Source organism: Leisingera sp. S2M4 (genome assembly GCF_055398055.1).
The window spans coordinates 64,743-83,547 of sequence record NZ_AP040863.1 but is presented as its reverse complement, the minus strand read 5'-3'; the positions used below and the strand labels follow the sequence as shown (position 1 = coordinate 83,547).

At 65.6% G+C, this 18,805-nt stretch carries 16 protein-coding genes; 9 read left to right on the top strand and 7 right to left on the bottom strand.

Going from position 1 to position 18,805, the window contains the following annotated elements; genetic code table 11:
• The first annotated feature begins 200 nt into the window (after positions 1–200).
• The gene (locus ACZ52D_RS19315) at positions 201–1,592 is read left to right on the top strand and encodes a WecB/TagA/CpsF family glycosyltransferase (RefSeq protein WP_464443724.1); all 1,392 of its coding nucleotides are present in this window, start codon (positions 201–203) and stop codon (positions 1,590–1,592) included.
• Positions 1,593–1,615: 23 nt separating this feature from the next.
• Complete coding sequence (locus tag ACZ52D_RS19310; protein ID WP_464443723.1) at positions 1,616–2,503, top strand: UTP--glucose-1-phosphate uridylyltransferase; 888 nt, start codon at positions 1,616–1,618, stop codon at positions 2,501–2,503.
• A 151-nt stretch (positions 2,504–2,654) separates the two neighbouring features.
• On the opposite strand, the gene ACZ52D_RS19305 is transcribed toward ACZ52D_RS19310, so the two are convergent.
• Positions 2,655–3,851 carry a polysaccharide biosynthesis/export family protein gene (locus tag ACZ52D_RS19305; RefSeq protein WP_464443722.1) on the bottom strand — a complete coding sequence of 399 codons (1,197 nt, stop codon included), beginning with the start codon at positions 3,849–3,851 and terminating at the stop codon, positions 2,655–2,657.
• A 200-nt stretch (positions 3,852–4,051) separates the two neighbouring features.
• On the opposite strand from ACZ52D_RS19305, the gene ACZ52D_RS19300 reads away from it, so the two are divergent.
• Genes ACZ52D_RS19300 through ACZ52D_RS19285 form a run of 4 tightly spaced genes read left to right on the top strand, consistent with a single transcriptional unit; the run spans position 4,052 to position 8,281 of the window.
• Complete coding sequence (locus ACZ52D_RS19300; RefSeq protein WP_464443721.1) at positions 4,052–5,287, top strand: oligosaccharide flippase family protein; 1,236 nt, start codon at positions 4,052–4,054, stop codon at positions 5,285–5,287.
• Between the two features lie 3 nt (positions 5,288–5,290).
• Complete coding sequence (locus ACZ52D_RS19295; protein WP_464443720.1) at positions 5,291–6,214, top strand: glycosyltransferase family 2 protein; 924 nt, start codon at positions 5,291–5,293, stop codon at positions 6,212–6,214.
• A 19-nt stretch (positions 6,215–6,233) separates the two neighbouring features.
• The gene (locus tag ACZ52D_RS19290; RefSeq protein WP_464443719.1) at positions 6,234–7,232 is read left to right on the top strand and encodes a glycosyltransferase family 2 protein; all 999 of its coding nucleotides are present in this window, start codon (positions 6,234–6,236) and stop codon (positions 7,230–7,232) included.
• Between the two features lie 50 nt (positions 7,233–7,282).
• Positions 7,283–8,281, top strand: a complete 999-nt coding sequence (locus tag ACZ52D_RS19285; protein ID WP_464443718.1) for a glycosyltransferase — start codon at positions 7,283–7,285, stop codon at positions 8,279–8,281.
• 715 nt (positions 8,282–8,996) lie between these two features.
• Here ACZ52D_RS19285 and ACZ52D_RS19280 read toward each other — a convergent pair.
• The 6 genes from ACZ52D_RS19280 to ACZ52D_RS19255 form a co-directional block, all read right to left on the bottom strand.
• On the bottom strand, positions 8,997–9,800 hold the full coding sequence (locus ACZ52D_RS19280; protein ID WP_464443717.1) for an ATP-binding cassette domain-containing protein: 804 nt from the start codon (positions 9,798–9,800) through the stop codon (positions 8,997–8,999).
• Positions 9,797–10,669 carry an ABC transporter ATP-binding protein gene (locus ACZ52D_RS19275; protein ID WP_464443716.1) on the bottom strand — a complete coding sequence of 291 codons (873 nt, stop codon included), beginning with the start codon at positions 10,667–10,669 and terminating at the stop codon, positions 9,797–9,799. The genes ACZ52D_RS19280 and ACZ52D_RS19275 overlap by 4 nt, the downstream gene beginning before the upstream one ends.
• Complete coding sequence (locus ACZ52D_RS19270) at positions 10,666–11,517, bottom strand: ABC transporter permease (RefSeq protein ID WP_464443715.1); 852 nt, start codon at positions 11,515–11,517, stop codon at positions 10,666–10,668. Before ACZ52D_RS19270 ends, ACZ52D_RS19275 begins: the two co-directional genes overlap by 4 nt.
• Positions 11,510–12,520 carry an ABC transporter permease gene (locus ACZ52D_RS19265; RefSeq protein WP_464443714.1) on the bottom strand — a complete coding sequence of 337 codons (1,011 nt, stop codon included), beginning with the start codon at positions 12,518–12,520 and terminating at the stop codon, positions 11,510–11,512. Before ACZ52D_RS19265 ends, ACZ52D_RS19270 begins: the two co-directional genes overlap by 8 nt.
• Before the next feature lie 122 nt (positions 12,521–12,642).
• Positions 12,643–14,169: an ABC transporter substrate-binding protein gene (locus tag ACZ52D_RS19260; RefSeq protein WP_464443713.1), complete on the bottom strand. Its 1,527-nt coding sequence runs from the start codon at positions 14,167–14,169 to the stop codon at positions 12,643–12,645.
• Between the two features lie 56 nt (positions 14,170–14,225).
• The gene (locus ACZ52D_RS19255) at positions 14,226–15,797 is read right to left on the bottom strand and encodes a phytoene desaturase family protein (protein ID WP_464443712.1); all 1,572 of its coding nucleotides are present in this window, start codon (positions 15,795–15,797) and stop codon (positions 14,226–14,228) included.
• 118 nt (positions 15,798–15,915) lie between these two features.
• On the opposite strand from ACZ52D_RS19255, the gene ACZ52D_RS19250 reads away from it, so the two are divergent.
• From ACZ52D_RS19250 to ACZ52D_RS19240, 3 genes are read left to right on the top strand one after another with little or no spacing between them, the layout of a single operon-like run.
• Positions 15,916–16,707, top strand: a complete 792-nt coding sequence (locus tag ACZ52D_RS19250; RefSeq protein WP_464443711.1) for a cyclase family protein — start codon at positions 15,916–15,918, stop codon at positions 16,705–16,707.
• 6 nt (positions 16,708–16,713) lie between these two features.
• Positions 16,714–18,273: a phytoene desaturase family protein gene (locus tag ACZ52D_RS19245; RefSeq protein ID WP_464443710.1), complete on the top strand. Its 1,560-nt coding sequence runs from the start codon at positions 16,714–16,716 to the stop codon at positions 18,271–18,273.
• Complete coding sequence (locus ACZ52D_RS19240; protein WP_464443709.1) at positions 18,270–18,779, top strand: MarR family winged helix-turn-helix transcriptional regulator; 510 nt, start codon at positions 18,270–18,272, stop codon at positions 18,777–18,779. The genes ACZ52D_RS19245 and ACZ52D_RS19240 overlap by 4 nt, the downstream gene beginning before the upstream one ends.
• Positions 18,780–18,805 lie beyond the last annotated feature (26 nt).

Sequence of the window (18,805 nt, the reverse complement as noted above, 5' to 3'; positions counted from 1 at the left end):
GCCGACGCGGAGGAAACGCCCTCTGTTCCGCTCGGCTTGGCAGGCCTTCGGGTATTTTCCGATCCGGGCGGATAACTTTGAAAGCCGCAAGGCAAGCCGGGGATACCAAAGAGGCCCGAACCTGTCCGCCCGCTCGGTTGAGAGGCGCCAGCATCTGCAACAGCCTGAGAGCAACCAACGACAGCTCAAGGACTTAGCAGATGACACTTGCATATTCTCCCTCGAAGTTCGGTGCGGGCCTGGCAGTCAAATCCCGCCGCCTGCAGACGGTTTACCTCCCGGCGCTCGGCCTCGAATTGGTTGACGCCAGCGCAAGCAGGGCTGCGGCCAAGCTGCTGTCACCGGGGCGGCGGCGGGTGTTCTTCATGAATGCGCATTGCTGCAACATTCACCGCCGTGATCCCCACTATGCAGAGGCCGTTGCCGGGGCGGATCTCCTGCTGCCCGACGGCATCGGGGTAGAGCTGGCGGCAAAGTTTACCGGCCACGCGCTGACGGCAAATCTGAATGGAACCGACTTCGTGCCGCAGCTGTTGCAGCGGGCGGCGGCCATGGGCAAATCGGTCTACCTGTTCGGCGGGCGGCCAGGTGTTGCGGATGCCGCGGCGGCACGGCTGCTCCGAGATATCCCGGGTCTGTGCATCGCTGGCACCCGCGACGGGTACGAGGGCGCGCAGGACAGCGATGCGGCAATTGCCGCAATCAACGCAAGCGGCGCCGACATCGTGCTGGTCGCGCTTGGCGTCCCGATGCAGGAGCTGTGGCTGCACCGCAATGCCGCTCACCTGAAGGCCGACCTGACCCTTGGCGTCGGCGCGCTGTTCGACTTCCTCTCCGGCTCCGTTGCGCGGGCACCGAAGGTCGTCAGGGCCGCCCGCATGGAATGGGTCTGGCGGCTGGCGATGGAACCGCGCCGGATGGCCCGCCGCTACCTGGTCGGCAATGCCAGCTTTCTGGCCCATGCCGGTTTGACCGCACTGCGGCGCAAGCAACTGACCAACCTGCAGCAGCGCTGTCTCGACATCACGGTATCGGTGCTGGCGCTGTTGATGCTGACGCCGCTGCTGTTGGCGGCTGCGCTGGCGGTCAGGGCGGACAGCCGGGGCCCTGCGCTTTTCAAACAGACACGGGTGGGGCTGAACGGCAGAACGTTCACCATGTTCAAGTTCCGCTCGATGACGGCAGACGCCGAAACCCGGCGCGCGGAGGTCCTGCACGCCTCGGACCGGGACGGGCTTTGCTTCAAATCCCGCCAGGATCCGCGGATCACCCGTGTGGGACGCTGGTTGCGCCGCACTTCGATTGATGAGCTGCCGCAGCTTTTCAACGTGCTGCGCGGCGAGATGTCCATCGTCGGGCCGCGCCCGGCCCTGCCGAGCGAGGTTGCAGACTACCCGCCCCGCGCCCTCGGCCGCCTGAAAGTCAAACCCGGCATCACCGGTGTGTGGCAAGTGTCCGGCCGGGCCTCTGTCGGCTTCAAGGAAATGATCGAGATGGACCTCGGCTACATCAAGGCCCGCTCGCTCAGGCTGAACCTGCAGCTGATCCTCAGAACCTTTGGCGCGGTTGTGTCCGGCCGCGGCGCCTACTGATCCCCAAACACAGGAGACACGCAATGACGCATATCCGCAAAGCCGTATTCCCGGTTGCCGGCATGGGAACCCGCTTTCTGCCCGCCACCAAATCCATTCCCAAGGAAATGCTGCCGCTGGTGGACCGCCCGCTGATCCAATACGCGGTGGACGAGGCGCGGGAGGCCGGGATCGAAGAATTCATCTTTGTTACCGCCGCAGGCAAGGGCGCACTGGAGGACTACTTTGACACCGCCGCCGCCCTTGAAAACACGCTGGAGGCACGGGGCAAGACCGACGCGCTGGAGGCCATCGCACGGACTCGCCTGCCCGAAGGCGCCCTGTCTTTTGTGCGCCAAAGCAATCCCTTGGGTCTGGGGCATGCGGTGGGGCTGGCTGCGCGCCTGGTCGGAGACGAACCCTTCGCGGTGCTGCTGCCGGATGATGTGATCCGCGCGCCGCGCGGCGCGCTGAGCCAGATGGTGACAGCCCATGCACTGAACCGGGGGCACATGGTGGCCACGATGAAGGTGGCGCGCGAACAGACCTCCTCCTACGGCATCCTTGATGTTGCGCAAGAGACCGGAAAGCTCACCCGCGCCCGTGCGATGGTTGAAAAACCGGATCCTGCACGGGCACCATCCACGCATGCCGTCGTCGGTCGCTACATTCTGGAGCCTTCGATTTTTGCGGCCCTGGCTGCAATTGAGCCCGGCGCGGGCGGAGAGCTGCAGCTGACCGATGCCATGAACGCCGATCTTCCCGCCGCGGGGGTTACGGGCTTCCGGTTCGATGGCGAACGGTTCGATTGCGGCAGCGTGCAGGGGTTTGTGCAGGCGACTGCGGCCTTTGCGCTGGATCGCGCGGAACTGGCCCATGACCTGTCTGACTTTCTTGCCGCGCGGGTTGCTCCGGTTCCCCAGGCAGCCTGATCGCGGGGCCGATGCTTAAACTCTGGGGGTATCCGTCTGAGCTGCTCGCGCTTCAACCGCAGCGTTGCTGAACGACACCGCGAATGATGGGCTGCCCCCGCCCCGCTCCGCCAAGCCCGGTATCGCCACCCCGATCCGGGCCGAACCAGGCTCAGTATTTGAAGGCACCGATCAGGCGACCGAGTTCCCCGATGTTGGTGATGGTGCTGTCATAGCAGGCGATGGCGTCTCCAGGCAGGAGGAAAGGGTCATAATCGTCCCTGTCAGCCCGCCGCAGCAAGTCTTCGATGTTCCGCTCGATGACGACCGACACCTGGGTGACCGGATTGCGGGAAAACAGAACTGAAGAGCGATGAGCACTGGTGGCCCGGGCGCCACCGACGCAGTTGGTATCCACCACGGCCTGCAGATAGCGCGTACCATACGGAAACTCGCGCACCTCGCGCCCGATGGCAGAGATCGCATTGCCGGTCGCAGGTTGGGTCAGGTTCGACAGGAACAAAGTCACGCCCGGCGGGCTGATGGGACTGGGCCGCATCAGATCTTCCTGGAAACATCCGCGGCTGGGTACGTTCACTTCGTCGCCGGTCAGCAACATGATATCGACGGCATTCTGGCCTTCGAAGACCCCGCGCATATCCAGCCGGTAAACGCTGCTGCCACGCCGCACCTCAATCGCGGAAACATCGGCGTCAGGGCGCACGCCGCCTGCCGCACGCAAGGCGGCAGACAGGTTGCGCGCCTCGGTCGAGGCCCCCAAGGCGCCCTGTCGGCGCGAGTCCACCTGATCGCCGGGCACGCCGCCGATTTCCACCGCCTTGGGTTCAAAAACGGCGCCTGAAACCCCCACCGTGACCGAGGCGAAATCAGCGGCCCGGACCGACAAACGCGGGCGTTCCGCGTAAAAATCTTCGGCGAGCAGCTTTGCGGCGATGTCATCCTCGATCTGGGCCGCGGTACGGCCCTGCGCGCGGACCGGCGGCAGGAAGGGCAGTTTGAGCGTGCCGTCCCGGGATATCACGTAATCGCCGTTGAAGGTCTCATCCTCGCCGACGCGCACGTTGACCAGATCATTGCGGGTAAAGCGTTCCCCGGCCAGCGCCGCCTGCGCCGTGCCGGCGCCTTTGCCACCCGTGTCGCCACCGGGCGGCCGACAGCGGGCCTCGTTCATGGCGCGGGACTGCAAAAAGCCTGCCGCGTTGCGGGACACATGCGGTTCGCGGTATTGCGCCTGATACCCGTCGCCAGAGGCAATCGGCTCCAGATTGTCGGGCGGATCGATCTGCGCGCAGCTGCTCAAAGACAAGACCGCCAGAATTGCCGTTCCATTTTTGAGGGGCTTCATCATTCAACTGCTCGCCGGATCACTGCGGTTGTACCGGTGATACGGAATTCGGTCACAGCGGTCGAGAGGGTGTTGATATCGCGGCGCTATCCGTTCGGATATGGCGCAGTTCTGTTGCACCATTGCCCTGTCCCGGGGCGCGAGGGACAGCCGGAGCGGACGTCGGTAACACTTGGTCCAACAGCCCCCATGGACAGGTCCCGATGCCTCGCACCCTGCAACTCCCCTCTTTCGCAAAGAACCTCTTTGCCTACGGCGCGTCCGAGGCTGCGGCCAAGGCTTCGCGGTTGCTGGTCGTGATCGCGGTGGCGCGCACACTTGATCTGGACCAGATCGGCATTGCCGCGGCTGCGCTGGCGGCGGCCGATATCGTTAAATCGCTGACAGAAAACGGTGTCATTCAAAAGATCATCGCGGCCCCGGCGGCGCAGCTGCAACAGACCTGCGCCACCGCGCACCGCATTTTCTGGGTCTGGTGCGTCGGGTTGTTCCTGCTTCAGTCGCTGGCGGGGCTGGTGCTGTATGCCAGCGGCGGCAGCGCGATGCTGCTTGCGCTGATCCTCATTCTGGCCGGCGAATACCTGTTCATGCCCGCAGGCCTGGTGCAGGCAGGTCTTGCCATGCGGGCCGGTAAGCTGCGCCAGACGGCGGCCATTTCGGGCACGCAGATCGTGGCGTCGAACCTGATGTCGGTGGTGCTGGCGCTGATTTGGCCCTCCGCGCTGGTGCTGGTACTGCCGCGCCTGCTGACGGCACCGGTCTGGCTGGTTGCCATGCGCCGCCTGCATCCCTGGCGCCCGGACCCCTCCCAAGGCTATGCGCCGCTGCGCCCGTTCCTGTCCTATGGCTGGGCGGTGCTGGGCGTTGAGCTGGTCAAGGCGCTGCGTCTGCAGGCGGACAAGGTCATCGTCGGCGCGTTGATGGGAGCCGAAACGCTCGGCCTCTATTTCATGGCCTTCAACGCCGGGCTCAGCCTGTCCAACTCCTTTACCGTGGCCTTCTCGACCGTTCTGTTTCCGCATCTCTGCGCCAGCGCTAACAAGCTGCAGGCACTGCGCCAAAGCGTGCTTCTGGCGATCGGGATCATTGCCCCGGCCGTCATTGCGCAGTCGCTGCTGGCCCCGCTCTACGTCCCGGTTCTATTCGGCAACGGCTGGTCAGGCATCGAGGGCGTGGTGTCCATCCTCTGCCTGGTCGCAATTCCGACCACCCTGTGGTCCGCCACCGCCGGCTGGCTGCGCGCAAACGGCAGACCCGGCCAGGAATTCCGGGTCACGCTTGCCACCACCGGCGCGCTGATCCTGAACACCTGCCTGCTTGCCCCCTACGGGCTGACAGCCGTCGCCATCGGTTATGCCACCGTTGCCGCGCTGATGATGACCCTGGCATCGCTGCCGACCCTTTCCATGGCCTTCCGCCACCGCACCGCAGAGGTTTGAGACATGTCCTATTTCTCCATCGTCATTCCCAGCTTCAACGCCGCTGCCACGATCCGGGACACCCTGGCCGGGCTTCAGGCGCAAACCTGCGCCGATTGGGAGGCGATCGTGGTCGATGACGGCTCCACCGATGCGACTTGCACCCTGGTCCGCGCCGCCGCCGCCACTGATGCCCGGATCCAGCTGGTGCAAAACCCCGGCAAGGGCCCCAGTGCCGCCCGCAACTTCGGCGCGATGGCGCACGCCCGCGGCGCGGTGATCGCGTTCTGCGATGCGGATGACATCTGGCACCCACAGAAACTTGCGCAGCTCCGTGCGATCTTCCGGCAAGGCGCCGTCGATGGAGCCTATGGCCAGATCGGTTTCTTCCGCGCCAGCCCGGCAGACGCCAGCGTGTTTTCGACAGTGCCCCCGCAGGATCTGAGCATCGCCATGCTGCTGGCGGAAAACCCGGTTTGCACCATGTCCAATTTTGCCGTGCTTCGCCGAGTCTTCACGGCCAGCGGCGGCTTCGACGAGGCCATGGTCCATAACGAGGATCTCGAGTGGCTGATCCGCCTGGTCGGCGGTGGTGCCCGGGTGACGGGAGCCAACAGCCTGCACACCTACTACCGCACCTCTGTCGGCGGTTTGTCCACGGACCTCGATGCGATGCGGGCGGGCCGCCAGCAGGCGATTGCAACCGCCGCAGGCTTTGGCGTTGTCCCCAGCGCCGCCTCTCATGCGATTCACCACCGGTATCTGGCCCGCCGTTCACTGCGCCTCAATGCAGGGCGGACCTATGCGCTCAAGCAAACGGTTCTTGGCATTCTGCAAAGCCCCCGTGGTTTCTTCTCTCCGTTCCGCAGGGGCGGGCTGACCTTGGCCGGGGCAGTTCTAGCGCCGTTCCTGCCCGGACCGCTGCGCCGCACCCTGTTCTCCCGTTAACTCCCGGAGCTATAAATTCATGCTGTTCACATCGATTATCGTTCCCGCTTTCAACGCCGAGAAGACCCTCGCTGAAACGCTAACCTCCCTGCAGGCGCAGACATGCGCAGAGTTCGAGGTCATCGTGGTCGATGATGGCTCCACGGATGCGACCGCCGCGGTGGCGGCTCGTTTCTGCAACGATCCGCGTTTTCGCGTGGTGCACCAGAAAAACCGCGGCCTTGCCGGCGCGCGCAACATGGGCATTGCCTGCGCCCAGGGCGGTGTGGTGGCCTTTTGCGATGCGGATGATCTGTGGGAGCCGGAAAAGCTGGCCCGCCACATCTGCCATCTGGCGGCCAGCCCCTTGGTGGGGATCAGCTATGCCGGATCGGCCTTCATGACAGAGGATGGCGCGCTGACAGGTCAGGCGCAGCGGCCACGGCTGCAGAACATCGATGCCAAGCACATCTTCAAACGCAACCCGATCGGCAACGGCTCCGCCGCCGTGATCCGGCGCGCGGTGCTGGACGAGATCGCCTTTCGGCCCCAAACCGAGACTGAGCGCGACTGGTATTTCGACGAAACCTTCCGCCAGTCCGAGGACATTGAATGCTGGCTGCGCATTGCCCTGACCACCAACTGGGCGTTTGAGGGGATCCCGGGCCTGCTGACACGCTACCGGGTTCACTCCGGCGGGCTGTCTGCCGCGACCGATCGCCAGCTCGCCGCGTGGGAGCGGATGGTGCGCAAGCTTGCCCCCATCAACCCGCAATTTTTCGCGCAGCAGGAGAAAACCGCGCGGGCCTACCAGCTACGCTATCTCAACCGCCGGGCTATCAGCGGTCTGGACAGCCGCCGTTCTGTGCAACTTGCCAAGGCGTGGCTCGCCTGCTCCCTCCGCCCCCTTTGGGAGGAGCCGCTGAAATCTGTAACAACCCTAGCGGCCACCGCGCTGCTTGCCCTCACCGGGCCGAGGGTCTTGCGCCGAACCATGGACCTGGCTGCCCGGCGCAGCCGGACGGAGGTCCCATCATGAAGGCTGTTCGCGTCACGCACCTGGTTGATGACACCACCGCAGGCGGTGTGATGCGGGTGATCGACCACATGATGACGGCTCCCGACCTGACCCGCGACGCCGAGCACAGCCTGCTGGAGATAAAGCGGAACAGCCTGTCGGCAGGGCATCTGAAGGCAGATGTGGTCATCTCGCATCTGGCGATTAGCTGGCGTCTCATGCCGGTGCTGGCGGCTCTGCGTACCTTGAACCCCAGGGCCCGGTTCATTCACGTCGAACACAGCTACACCCGCAGTTTCACGGCTCTGAATGTCCGGCGGAAACGTCGCTTCGGCGCGCTCCTCAGGGCGTCCTACGCGATGTTCCATGATGTCGTTGCGGTCAGCACCGCGCAGGGCGAGTGGCTGAAGTCCGAGGGCTTCGTACGGCCTGCCGCTTTGCATGTGATTCCGTCCTGCGTTGATCTGTCCGCGTTCCGCGCGCTTGCGCCGCCAGTGGGCCCAGTCAGGACCATCGGCGCCATCGGACGGCTGGAGCCGCAGAAGGGTTTCGACGTGCTGATCAAGGCCTTCCGCGCCACCCGAAACCCTGCCGTTGCCTTTCACATCCATGGTCAAGGCGGCGAGGAAACCCTGCTCCGCGAACTTGCCGCCGGTGATCCGCGCATTCATTTCAAAGGCTTTGCCGCCGACCCGGTGGCCGCGATGGCCGGGCTCGACGCCGTGGTGATGCCGTCGCGATGGGAAGCCTACGGGCTCGTGGCCATTGAAACCCTGGTGGCGGGCCGCAGGCTGCTTGTCAACAACGTCGATGGGCTGACGGACCACGTGCCCCAAGGAGCCACATTGATTGACGCCGCGACCACCACTCGCTGGCAGAGCGCACTAGAAGATCTGACTGCAGTTCCACCTCGCGCGAGACAGGTGGGGTCGGTCTACAGCTACGAAAAGCAGTTTGCCAATCGTTGGTATGCTCTGTGCCTGTCTTGTGGTAACACTGCGCAGCACCTCGCGCCGGTGTTGTCACTGCCCTGCTCGGCGGAAACGGACAAGTCTGGCGGATTGCCCTGACCGTTACAGATGGCGTGCAGCCTGGTGCTCATACCTCTGCTTTGATGATGTGACCGTCCTCCTTTGTGGATCATCGCAGAACCACCTTGGCACACCGATGCCGTCGGAGGGCGGTCACATCATCAGAGCCGCTATTGAACCACTCAACTCATTCAGCGTTGCGTCTTCCATCACCTAGCTGTTACGCTAATGGCCCTGGCGGTGCAAAGGCCTTAGATCGTCCGCGCAGCACGTAGCCAACGGTGTGCCCAACGATGCCAACATAAGGTTCAAAAGCTGCTTCACCAAGTGCCCAGTACACGTCGAAGGGGAGAACGACAGTCGTATCCTTCTGAACGTGTCACAAAGGGTTCTGTATGGATGGACGCGCTGAACTCCATGGTCTAATCCTGCGATATGACGTCCCCAACTGGACGCCTTAGACAAGCCTCCATGGCAGTAGAAAATCAAAAAGGTTGGGCGAGGGACTTGAGCAACTAAGCCCGGCCCCCTTCTTCCAAAAGGCATCTTGGCCATCTGTGCGAGCTCGGTAGAACTGTAACAAGCTCTCAACCAAACCGGCGCCTAGAGTCCCAACCTCAGTCTTGGATGCCCCGCCTGCGGAACGACATTTTGCAGAACACCCACTTGACACGCAGCAACACCGCTAGCCAAGCACAGCCAGGCCACCACTACACTCATCTGAAACAATCAGACTAGGCTCCGCAATCAGACGTCAAGCCCAGTCCTGTTCCGGGTCCGGCAGGGGGATCGCTGACAACAGCTCGCGGGTGTAAGCGGCTTCAGGCGCGGCAAACAGCGCGGCCGTCTCCGCGTTCTCCACGATTTCGCCGCGGTAGAGCACCAAGATCCGGCTGCACAGCCGCCGGATTACCGAAAGGTCATGGCTGATGAAGGCCAGCGTCAGCCCGAGCTCGCGCACCAGCTCCTCCAGCAGGTTCAGCACCTGCGCCTGGCTCGACACGTCGAGGCCCGAGACGATCTCATCGGCGAGGATGAACTCCGGTCTGAGTGCGATGGCGCGGGCGATACCGACGCGCTGGCGCTGGCCGCCCGAGAGCTCATGCGGGTAGCGGCTGGCGAAGCTTTGCGGCAGGCCCACCATATCCAGCGCCTCGCGCACCCGGGCTGGGATGTTGTCCCTGCCCTGCACCCGCAAGGGCCCCGCGATGATACCGCCGACCTGCCGCCGCGGATTGAGCGAGGACATCGGGTCCTGGAAGATCATCTGGAACCGCGCGCGCAGCGGGCGCAGGGTATCCTCGCTTGCGTGGGTAATATCGCGGCCCTCGAAGGTGATGCCGCCGCTGTCGGGTTCGATCAGCCGCACCAGCGCACGGCCGAGTGTTGACTTGCCCGAGCCGGAGCCGCCGACGATGCCCAGCACCTCGCCCTTCGGGATCTGGAAGCTGAGGCCCTTCAGCACGTCCACCCGCGGCGCCGGGCCCAGTAAAGGCTTCTTCGAGATGTCCGGGAAGCTCAGGCGCAGATCGCGCACATCGTAGATCACCTCGCTCATTCCGCGGCCTCCCGCCTGCGGTCGCTGAGGGCGACCTCTGCCTCCACCGCGGCAATCACGCCGGGTGGCACCGGGGTGAGGCTGCCCTCCGGGTCCGTGTATTTCGGGGTCGCGGCCAGAAGCGCCGCGGAATAGGGATGGACCGGCTGGCGGAAGAATTCGCGCACGCCGGTGTCCTCCACCACCTTGCCCGCATAAAGCACGCTCATCGTCTGGCAGACCTTGGAGACCACGCCGAGGTCATGGGTCACGAACAGAAGAGCGGTGCCGTGGCGCTCCTGCATCTGGCGGATCAGCCGCAGGATCTGCTTCTGCACCGTCACATCAAGCGCGGTGGTCGGCTCGTCGGCGATGATGAGCTTCGGCTCCGCGGCAAAGGCAGCGGCGATCAGGATGCGCTGGCGCATGCCGCCCGAGAGCTCATGCGGATAGGCGCGCATCACGCGGGCGGGCTCGTGGATCTGCACCTCCTCCAGAAGCTCCAGCGCGCGCGCCTCGGCGGCCTTGCGGGACCAGCCGAGGATATCGACCAGGCGGCTGGTGATCTGCGGGCCGATGCGGCGCGAGGGGTTGAGCGCGGTGAGCGGGTCCTGCGGGATCAGCGCCACCTTGGCGCCGATGCGCTGGCGCCGTGTGCGGGGCGGCAGCGCCTGCAGGTCCTCCCCGTCCAGCAGGATGCGCCCGCCCGTGACCTGAAGCGCGCGCGGCAGGATGCCCAGAACCGACTTGCCGATCATCGACTTGCCCGCGCCGCTTTCCCCCACCAGCGCGCGGGATTCTCCCGCCGCCACGCTCAATGACACGCCGCGCAGCACCGGCACGCCGGTGCGCAGCCGCACGTCGAGGTTTTCAATGCTCAAGTAACTCATCGCAGCACCGGGTCGAAATGGTCCTTCAGCCCCTCGCCAAGCTGGGAGAAGCTGAGGACGGTGAGAAACAGGGCCGCCAGCGGGAACACCAGCACCCACCAGGCCTGATGCACCGAGGCGCGGCCCTCGGCGATCATCCCGCCCCAGGTCGGCGCGTCGGTGGAGACCGAGAGGTTCACGAAGCTCAGGATCGCCTCGACGATCACGGCGATGCCCATCTCCAGCGTCAGCAGGGCCACGATGGCGGGCAGCACGTTGGGCAGGATCTCGGCCAATACCGTGCCGAAGCGGCTGCGGCCTGCCACTTGCGCGGAGGCGACATAGTCCATCTGCGCCTGGCCCATCGCCTCGGCCCGGACCACGCGGGCAAAGCGGGTCCAGTCGATCACCACGATGGCGATGATGATGGAGGTCATGCCGGTGCCGAGGACCGCGATCAGCAGGATCGCAAACAGCACCGGCGGGAAGGCCATCCAGATATCGACCAGCCGCGACACGGCAAGGTCCACCCAGCCGCCGTAGTAGCCCGCGATGAGCCCCAGCGTGGCGCCGATCAGGCAGGTTAGCGTGCCCGCGATGAGCGCAATGCCCAGCGCAAGGCGCGCGCCATGCAGGATGCGGCTCAGCACGTCGCGGCCGAGGCTGTCGGTGCCCAAAAGGTAATTCGGATCGGCACCCGCCTCCCACACCGGCGGCAGGCGGCCCGCGAACAGGTCCTGCGCCAGCGGATCGTGCGGGCTGATCCAGGGCGCGAGCAGCGCCGCCAGCACCAGAATTGCCAGCCAGCCGCCCGCAAGCCACAGCCGCGGGCCCGGCAGGCGGCGGATCTCTCCCCGTGCGTCACGCATGGCGCAGCCTCGGGTTCAGGGCGGCGTAGGTCATGTCGACCAGAAAGTTCACGACGGTGAACAGGAGCGCAAACAGGATCACGATGCCCTGGATCAGCGGCAGGTCGCGGTTGATCACCGCGTCGATCGCCATGTTGCCGAGGCCCTCGTAAGAGAACAGCCGCTCGATGATGACCGTGCCGCCGATCAGGAAGGTGAACTGCACCCCGATCAGCGTCAGCGTCGGCAGGATCGCATTGGGCAGCGCCTCGCGCAGGATTATGCTGGTCTCGGAATAGCCCTTGGTGCGGGCAAGCGTCACGTAGTCGAGGTGCATGGTTTCCTTCAGCGATTGTTTCAGGAGCTGGGAGATGATCGCCGCCAGCGGAATGGCCAGCGCCAGCGCGGGCATGAACATATGGGCCACGATGTCAGCCCAGACGGCGAAGCGCAGGCGGACAAGGCTTTCCCAGAGGTAGAAGTTTGTGTGGAACTCGAAGCCTTGCGCCGGCGAAATCCGGCCCGAGATGTGGAACAGCGGCCAGAGCACCCCGAACAGCAGGATCAGCACCAGCCCCCAGAGGAAATCCGGCACCGAAAGCGCCATGCCGCCCGCAACGTCGATGGCGCCCTCGGTCCTGGTGCCGCGCCAGAGCGTTGCGGTGAGCGCCATCGCGCCGCCCAAAATCACCGCGATCACCAGCGCCATCACCGACAGCTCCAGCGTCGCGGGCAGCCGGCCGAGCACCAGCTCCGCCACCGGCTGGCGCAGCGAGATCGAGGTGCCGAAATCGCCCTGCAGCACGCCGCCGAGCCAGATCAGGAACTGCTGGAAGATGGATTTGTCGAGCCCGTAGAGCTCTTGCAGCCGCTGGATGTCCTCGGCGGTGGCGCCGGGCGGCAGCATCATGGCAACCGGGTTGCCCGGCACCACGCGGATCACCACGAAGACAATCACGGCAGCGCCGGCCAAGGTCACCAGGGAGGCGGCCAGCCGGATGAGTATTCGGCGCAGGATCTGCATTTCCGTGCCCTTGATTTTGTCGGTTCGTCAAAAAGGGCCGCGGGGGGCTGGCATCGCTGCCGCCGCCCCCGCGGCCAGGACAGGCCAGGGGTCCGGCCCTATCCCGGTGTGCGCTCTCTGCGTCAGGCCCGCGTCATCAGATGCGGCAGCAGCGCGCCGGAGGCATGCGGCGTCACTTTCACCGCGTCGCTGTGCAGGATCGGCTGAACATACTGCAGCAGCGGGATCACCAGCGCGTTTTCGGCGATGTGGCGGTCGACGTCCTTCCAGCCTGCGATGCGCTTCTCCTCGTCCGGCTCGCCCCAAAGGGGGATGATCTTCTGCATCAGCTCCTCCCCGTCCCAGACCGCATGCGGCGAGGGGCCGAACATGGCAAAGCCGGTGGACGTCGCCGGATCGCCGATGGCGTTGCCCCAGTTGTAAAAGGCCGCCGGTGCCAGCGTGTCGGCGGCGCGCAGTTCGTAGTGTTTGGCGATCTCGTAGACCTCGATCTCCGCCTCGATCCCGACCTTGCGCCAGAGGCCGACGATGGCCTGGATGATCTCGTAATCCTTGGGCTTGAAGCCGCGGGTGGTCTGGATGGTGAACTTGACCGGGTTGTCCGGCCCGTAGCCGGAGGCGGCGAGCAGTTCCTTGGCCTTCTCCGGATCGTAGGCCACCTTGATCGAGCCGTCGAAGGCCGAGTAATCCGGCGTCTGCAGCGTGTCGATGGCCACGCCATAGCCCGACAGCAGGCGGTCGATGATCAGCTGCTTGTCGATCGCATGGGCCATCGCCTTGCGCACGTTGGGATCGGTCATCGCCTCGACATCGTTGATGAAGATCATGCCGATATCGGAGACCGGCGCGGCGGTGCCCTCGATCCCTGCCTTGCCCTTCAGGCGGTCGAACTCCTCGTAGGGCATCTCCAGGGTCACATGGGCGTTGCCGGATTCCACCTCGGCGACGCGGCTGGCGGCGTCGGTGACGAACTTGATGGTCACCGATTTGAACTCGGGCGCGCCGCCCCAATAGTTGTCGTTGGCCTTCAGCCGCACGAAGGCGTTGCGCTCGAACTTCTCCACCATGTAGGGGCCGGTGCCGACCGGCTTGGCCTCGAACCCGGCGGCGCCGACCTCCTCGTAGTATTTCTTCGGAAGAACATAGCCGGTGAGGAAGCTCATCCACTTGAAGATCGTCGGCTCGTATTCCTTCACATCCGCCGTCACCCGGTTGCCGTCGATGGCGTAGTTGCCGACCTTGCCCCAGATGAACTGGATCGGGTTGCCGGTCTCGGGCGCGCCCGCGCGTTCCAGCGACCAGACCACATCCTCGGGCGTGAGCGGATCGCCGTTGTGCCAGGTGACGCCCTCGCGCACCTCCATCCAGATCTGCGACTTGTCCTCGTTCCAGCCGTAATCCGTGATGATGCCCGCATCAAAGGACAGGTCCGGGTTCTGGTGGATGAACATGTCGAAGACCGACTGGTAGAGGCCCTGGATCGTCGGGTTCACCGCCGAGGGGCCCACCGTCGGGTCCCAGCTCGGCAGGTTGACGTTGTAGGCGATCACCAGCTCTTCGATCCCGTTGGCGAGCGTGGGCAGGCCGCTGGCCGCAAGGGCGGCGCCGGCGGCGGTGGACTGCAATAACGTGCGTCGTGTCAGTTTCATCTCGTTCTCCCTGATGGTGGCGGCCGGCGCTTGTTGCTTGGCGGGGTCTTTTGCCCCTATGCGCCGGCCAGTTTCTGCCCGAGCAGGTATCCCGCCCCGGCTCCGGTTCCTGCCCCGGGCCAGACCGCGGCCCCGGTGTGGTAGAGATCGCGCACCGGGGTGGTGCCATCGGCAAACCCGCGCAGGGGCCGGAACATGAAATGCTGCGAGAGGTGGTGGCTGCCGCAGACCTGGTCGCCGCCGACGAGGTTGGGGTTGTCGGCCTCCAGCATCGAAGGCGTCACCACGTGGCGGCCGAGGATCTTCGCCCGCACCCCCGGCGCGTAGCGGTCGAGGATATCGAGCGCGCGCTCCGCCATTGGCTCCGCCGCGTCGTCCCAGTCCTTCGCCGCGATCTGCCCGGCCGCGTCGCCCGCGATCTCACCCGGCACCATGCGGACCTGGAGCCACAGCACATGCTTGCCCTCCGGCGCGCGGGAGGGGTCAATGGCGGTGGGCTGGCCGCAGACGATCACCGGCTCGCTGGGCAGAAGCCCCGCCTTGGCCTGCGCGTAGGTTGCGGCCATCTGGTCGAGGCTCGGCGCCATGTGGACGTAGGCGAAGCGCTTCAAGTCTTCGCCCGCGGCCCAGTCCGGCAGGCTGTCCATCGCCAGGTGGATCATCATCGTGCCGGGCGCGTGGGCGAATTTCTCGAGCCCCTTGTCATAGCGCTTGTCCGGCGTGCCGCCGGTGAGCCGCAGCAGTGCCGCGGGCGCGACATTGGCGATCACCGCCTTCTTCGCCCGCACCACCTCTCCGCTGGCCAGCTCCACTCCGGTGGCCCGGCCGCCCTCCTGCAGGACACGGGTCACCTCGGCGTTGCAGGTGATGGAGCCGCCGCGCGCCTCGATCATCGAAGCCATGGCACGGATCATCCCATCCGCCCCGCCCTGCCCCAGCACCATGCCGAAGGCCTGGTTCACCTGGCCTTCGAGGTAGGGGAACAGCGCACCGCCCGCGACATCGGGGGCGAAGTCCAGGTGCATCCCCCAGGCAGCCAGAAGCGCGCGCACCTTGGGCGCGCGGAAGGTCTCCTCCAGCCAGCCCCGCGGCGAGGCGGCGAGGAAGCGGCCGAGGTCGAGCATGCCCGCCCCACCCATGCCGCGGAAGGACTTCCAGCCCAAGGATGCAAATGCACGTTTGCTGATGGGCGAGCCGAGCAGGCCAAAGAGCGTCTCCGCCTGTTTCGGGAAGGCCTCTGTCAGTTCCGCCCAGGCGGCGCCGTCGGCGGCATCCTCGGCCGCGATGCGTTGGGTGGTGACGGCGGCGTCATTGCTCACCCCCAGCCAGCTGCCATCGGGAAAGACCGAGGCGAAACAGTCGGACGCGGGGGAAAAGGAAAGGCCGTGGCGGGCCAGCTCCTCGCCATAGACCTTGTGAAAAGCGCAGCCTGCAAAGAGCGACAGGTTCATCGCGCCCCAGTCGTGGCGGAAGCCAGGCAAGGTGTACTCCCCCGTTTTCACCGCCCCGCCGGGCTGCCCCGCGCGTTCGTAAACGGCAACGCTCCAGCCCTTGGCGGCCAGATGGGCCGCGCAGGCCAGGGAGTTGTGGCCGCTGCCGATAATCACTGCGTCCGCGCTTGCGGGCATCGCTTTCATCCTTCAACTCAATAAGGAATGATATTTGCAAATGCATATAAATCTGTCTAGTGTTTCTTTATTGCGATGCAAAAAGCGGCGCCAGACCGCGGGCAACAGGAGAGATAAAATGACTTCAAACAACGCGTTGGCGGAATTTGGCGCCAAGATTCTTTCGGGTGAAATCGAAGTAGTGGACTGCTCCGGCACCCTGGGGCCGGACACACCGATCCTGCAGCTGCCGGAGGATTTCGCCAGGAACACCCCCAAGGTCGAGATCCACAAGATCAGCGAATACGATGCAGACGGCCCGTTCTTCGCCTGGAACTGGCTAAAGCTGGGCGAGCACTCGGGCACGCATTTCGACGCGCCGCACCATTGGATCACCGGCAAGGACTATGCCGACGGCTACACCGACACGCTGGACGTGCAGCGGCTGGTGGCGCCGGTGAACGTGATCGACTGTTCGACGGAAAGCGCGGAGAAAGCGGACTTCCTGCTCACCTCCGATCTCATCAAGGCCTGGGAAGCCGAGCACGGCGAGATCGGCAAGGGCGAATGGGTGGTGATGCGCACCGACTGGGACAAACGAGCAAGTGACGAGGCGCTGTTCCTCAACGCCGACGCCGAGGGGCCGCACAGCCCCGGGCCGACGCCGGATGCGGTGGAGTACCTCCTGTCCAAGGGCATCGTCGGCTGGGGCAGCCAGTGCATCGGCACCGATGCGGGCCAGGCCGGGCTGATGGATCCGCCCTACCCGGCGCACAACCTCTTGCACCGCGACAACTGCTTCGGGCTCGCGTCGCTTGCCAATCTCGACAAGCTGCCCGCCAAGGGCGCGATCCTGATTGCGGCGCCCCTGAAGATCGCGCGCGGCACCGGCAGCCCGATCCGCGCGCTGGCGCTGGTGCCCAAGGGCTGACGCCGTATGGCCGCCGCCCCGCATATCATCATCGGCTCCGGCATCAACGCGCTGGTGGCCGCGGCACTGCTGTCCCGCAAGGGGCAGCGGGTGCTGATGCTGGAACGCTCGAACCGGATTGGCGGCTGCATGCGCACCGACGAGATCACGGTGCCGGACTTCTATCATGACGTGATGGCGGCGACCTTCGTGCTGTTCCTCACTTCGCCTGCCTATGCCGAGCTGGCGGAGGATCTGTGCAAGCACGGGCTGGAGTTCTGCCACACGCCCAGCCCCACCGCCGTGCTGCGCCCGAACGGGCGCGCCACTGTGCTGACCACGGACCGCGCCGCCAATGTCGCGGGCCTCAATGCGCTCGCCCCCGGCGATGGCGATGCCCACGCCCGCGACGTGCGCGGGATCGAGGCGGATGCGGAGTTCCTCTTCGGCCTCCTGAGCGGGCCGCTGTGGTCGCGCCACACCGCGAAGCTGGTGGCGAAACAGGCGTGGAAACGCGGGCTGAATGGTCTGAAAGCTTGGGGGGGCGCGGCGCTGCAGCCCGCGCGCGGCTGGCTGGAGGCCTCCTACAGCAGCGCCGATGTCCAGGCACTCTGGGCGCCCTGGGTGCTGCATTGCGGGCTGACGCCGGAGGCGACCTATTCCGGCCAGATGGGCCGGGTTATCGCCTTTGCCCTGGAAGCGGCCGGCGCGCCGGTGGTGAAGGGCGGCGCGGGTGCCGCGGCGGCGGCGTTCCACCGGCTGATCCTGGCCAACGGCGGCGAGATCCGCACCGGCACCGATGTCACCCGCATCCTCACCGAAGGCGGCCGCGCCTGCGGGGTGGAGACCGCGGAGGGCGGGACGATCCGCGGTGCGTCTGTCATTGCCTCGGTCACGCCGGGGCAGCTCTATGGCCGCCTGCTGCCGGAAGAAATGGCCCCGGAACCGCTGCGCAGCTTCCGCCACGGGCGCGGCAACTTCCAGCTTCACTACGCGCTCGACGCGGAGCCCGAGTGGCGCGCCGAGGGGCTGGAGGACGTGGCACTCATTCACCTCGCCGACGGGATCGACAGCGTGTCGAAATCCGCAAACGAGGCGGAGCGCGGCATGCTGCCGGAAACCCCGACCATCTGCGTGGGCCAGCCGCACAGGCTCGACCCCTCCCGCTGCCCCGATGGCAAGGCCATCCTCTGGCTGCAGATCCCGGATGCGCCGCGCGTCATCAAGGGTGACGCCGCGGGCGAAATCGCCACAAGCCCTGAGTGGACCGAGGCCACCCGCGAAGGCTTTGCCGACCGCATTGAGGCGATCCTCGCCCGCCACATCGCCAATTTCGACCAAATCAAGCTGGCCCGGCGCGCCTATTCGCCCGCCGACCTGCAATCGCTCAACATGAACCTCGCAGGCGGCGACCCCTATGGCGGTGCCTGCACGCTCGACCAGTTCTTTGTCTGGCGCCCCTTCCCGCAATCGGTCAATAACGCCACGGGTGTGAAGGGCCTTTCGCTGATCGGGGCCTCGACCCACCCGGGACCCGGCCTTGGCGGCGGGTCAGGGTACAACCTGGCAAAGAGGATGGGCGCATGAACGAGAACACCAAGGGCAAACCGTCGGACCAGCCAGAGGCGCAGCCGCAGGCCCCGCTGCCACGGCTTGGCGAAATCGGGCTGGAGAACTTCCCGCCCTACCTGATGAACCGCATCATGGGGCGCTACAACGCCAGCTTGCGCACCGAAATGGCAGCGCTGGGGCTGACCACCGCGCAGATGCGGACGCTGGCGGTGCTGTCGGTGCTCGACGGGCTGCTGATCCGCGAACTGGCGGTCTATGCGGTGGTGGAGCAATCGACGCTCAGCCGCTCGCTCGACCAGCTGGCACGCGACGGGCTGATCGAACGCCGCCCGGACCCGGACGACAGCCGCGCCACCCGCGTCTTCCTCACCGCTGACGGCCGCGCCACCCATGACAAGCTGTGGCCGCATGTCGCCGCTGCCTACCAGCAGATGTTCGAAGGCATCGGGCTGGAGGAACGGCGCCAGTTCACCGCCACGCTGCAAACCATCCTGCGCAACGTGCGGGTGCACCAGATCTAAGAGAACACCAAACTACCCAGGGAGGA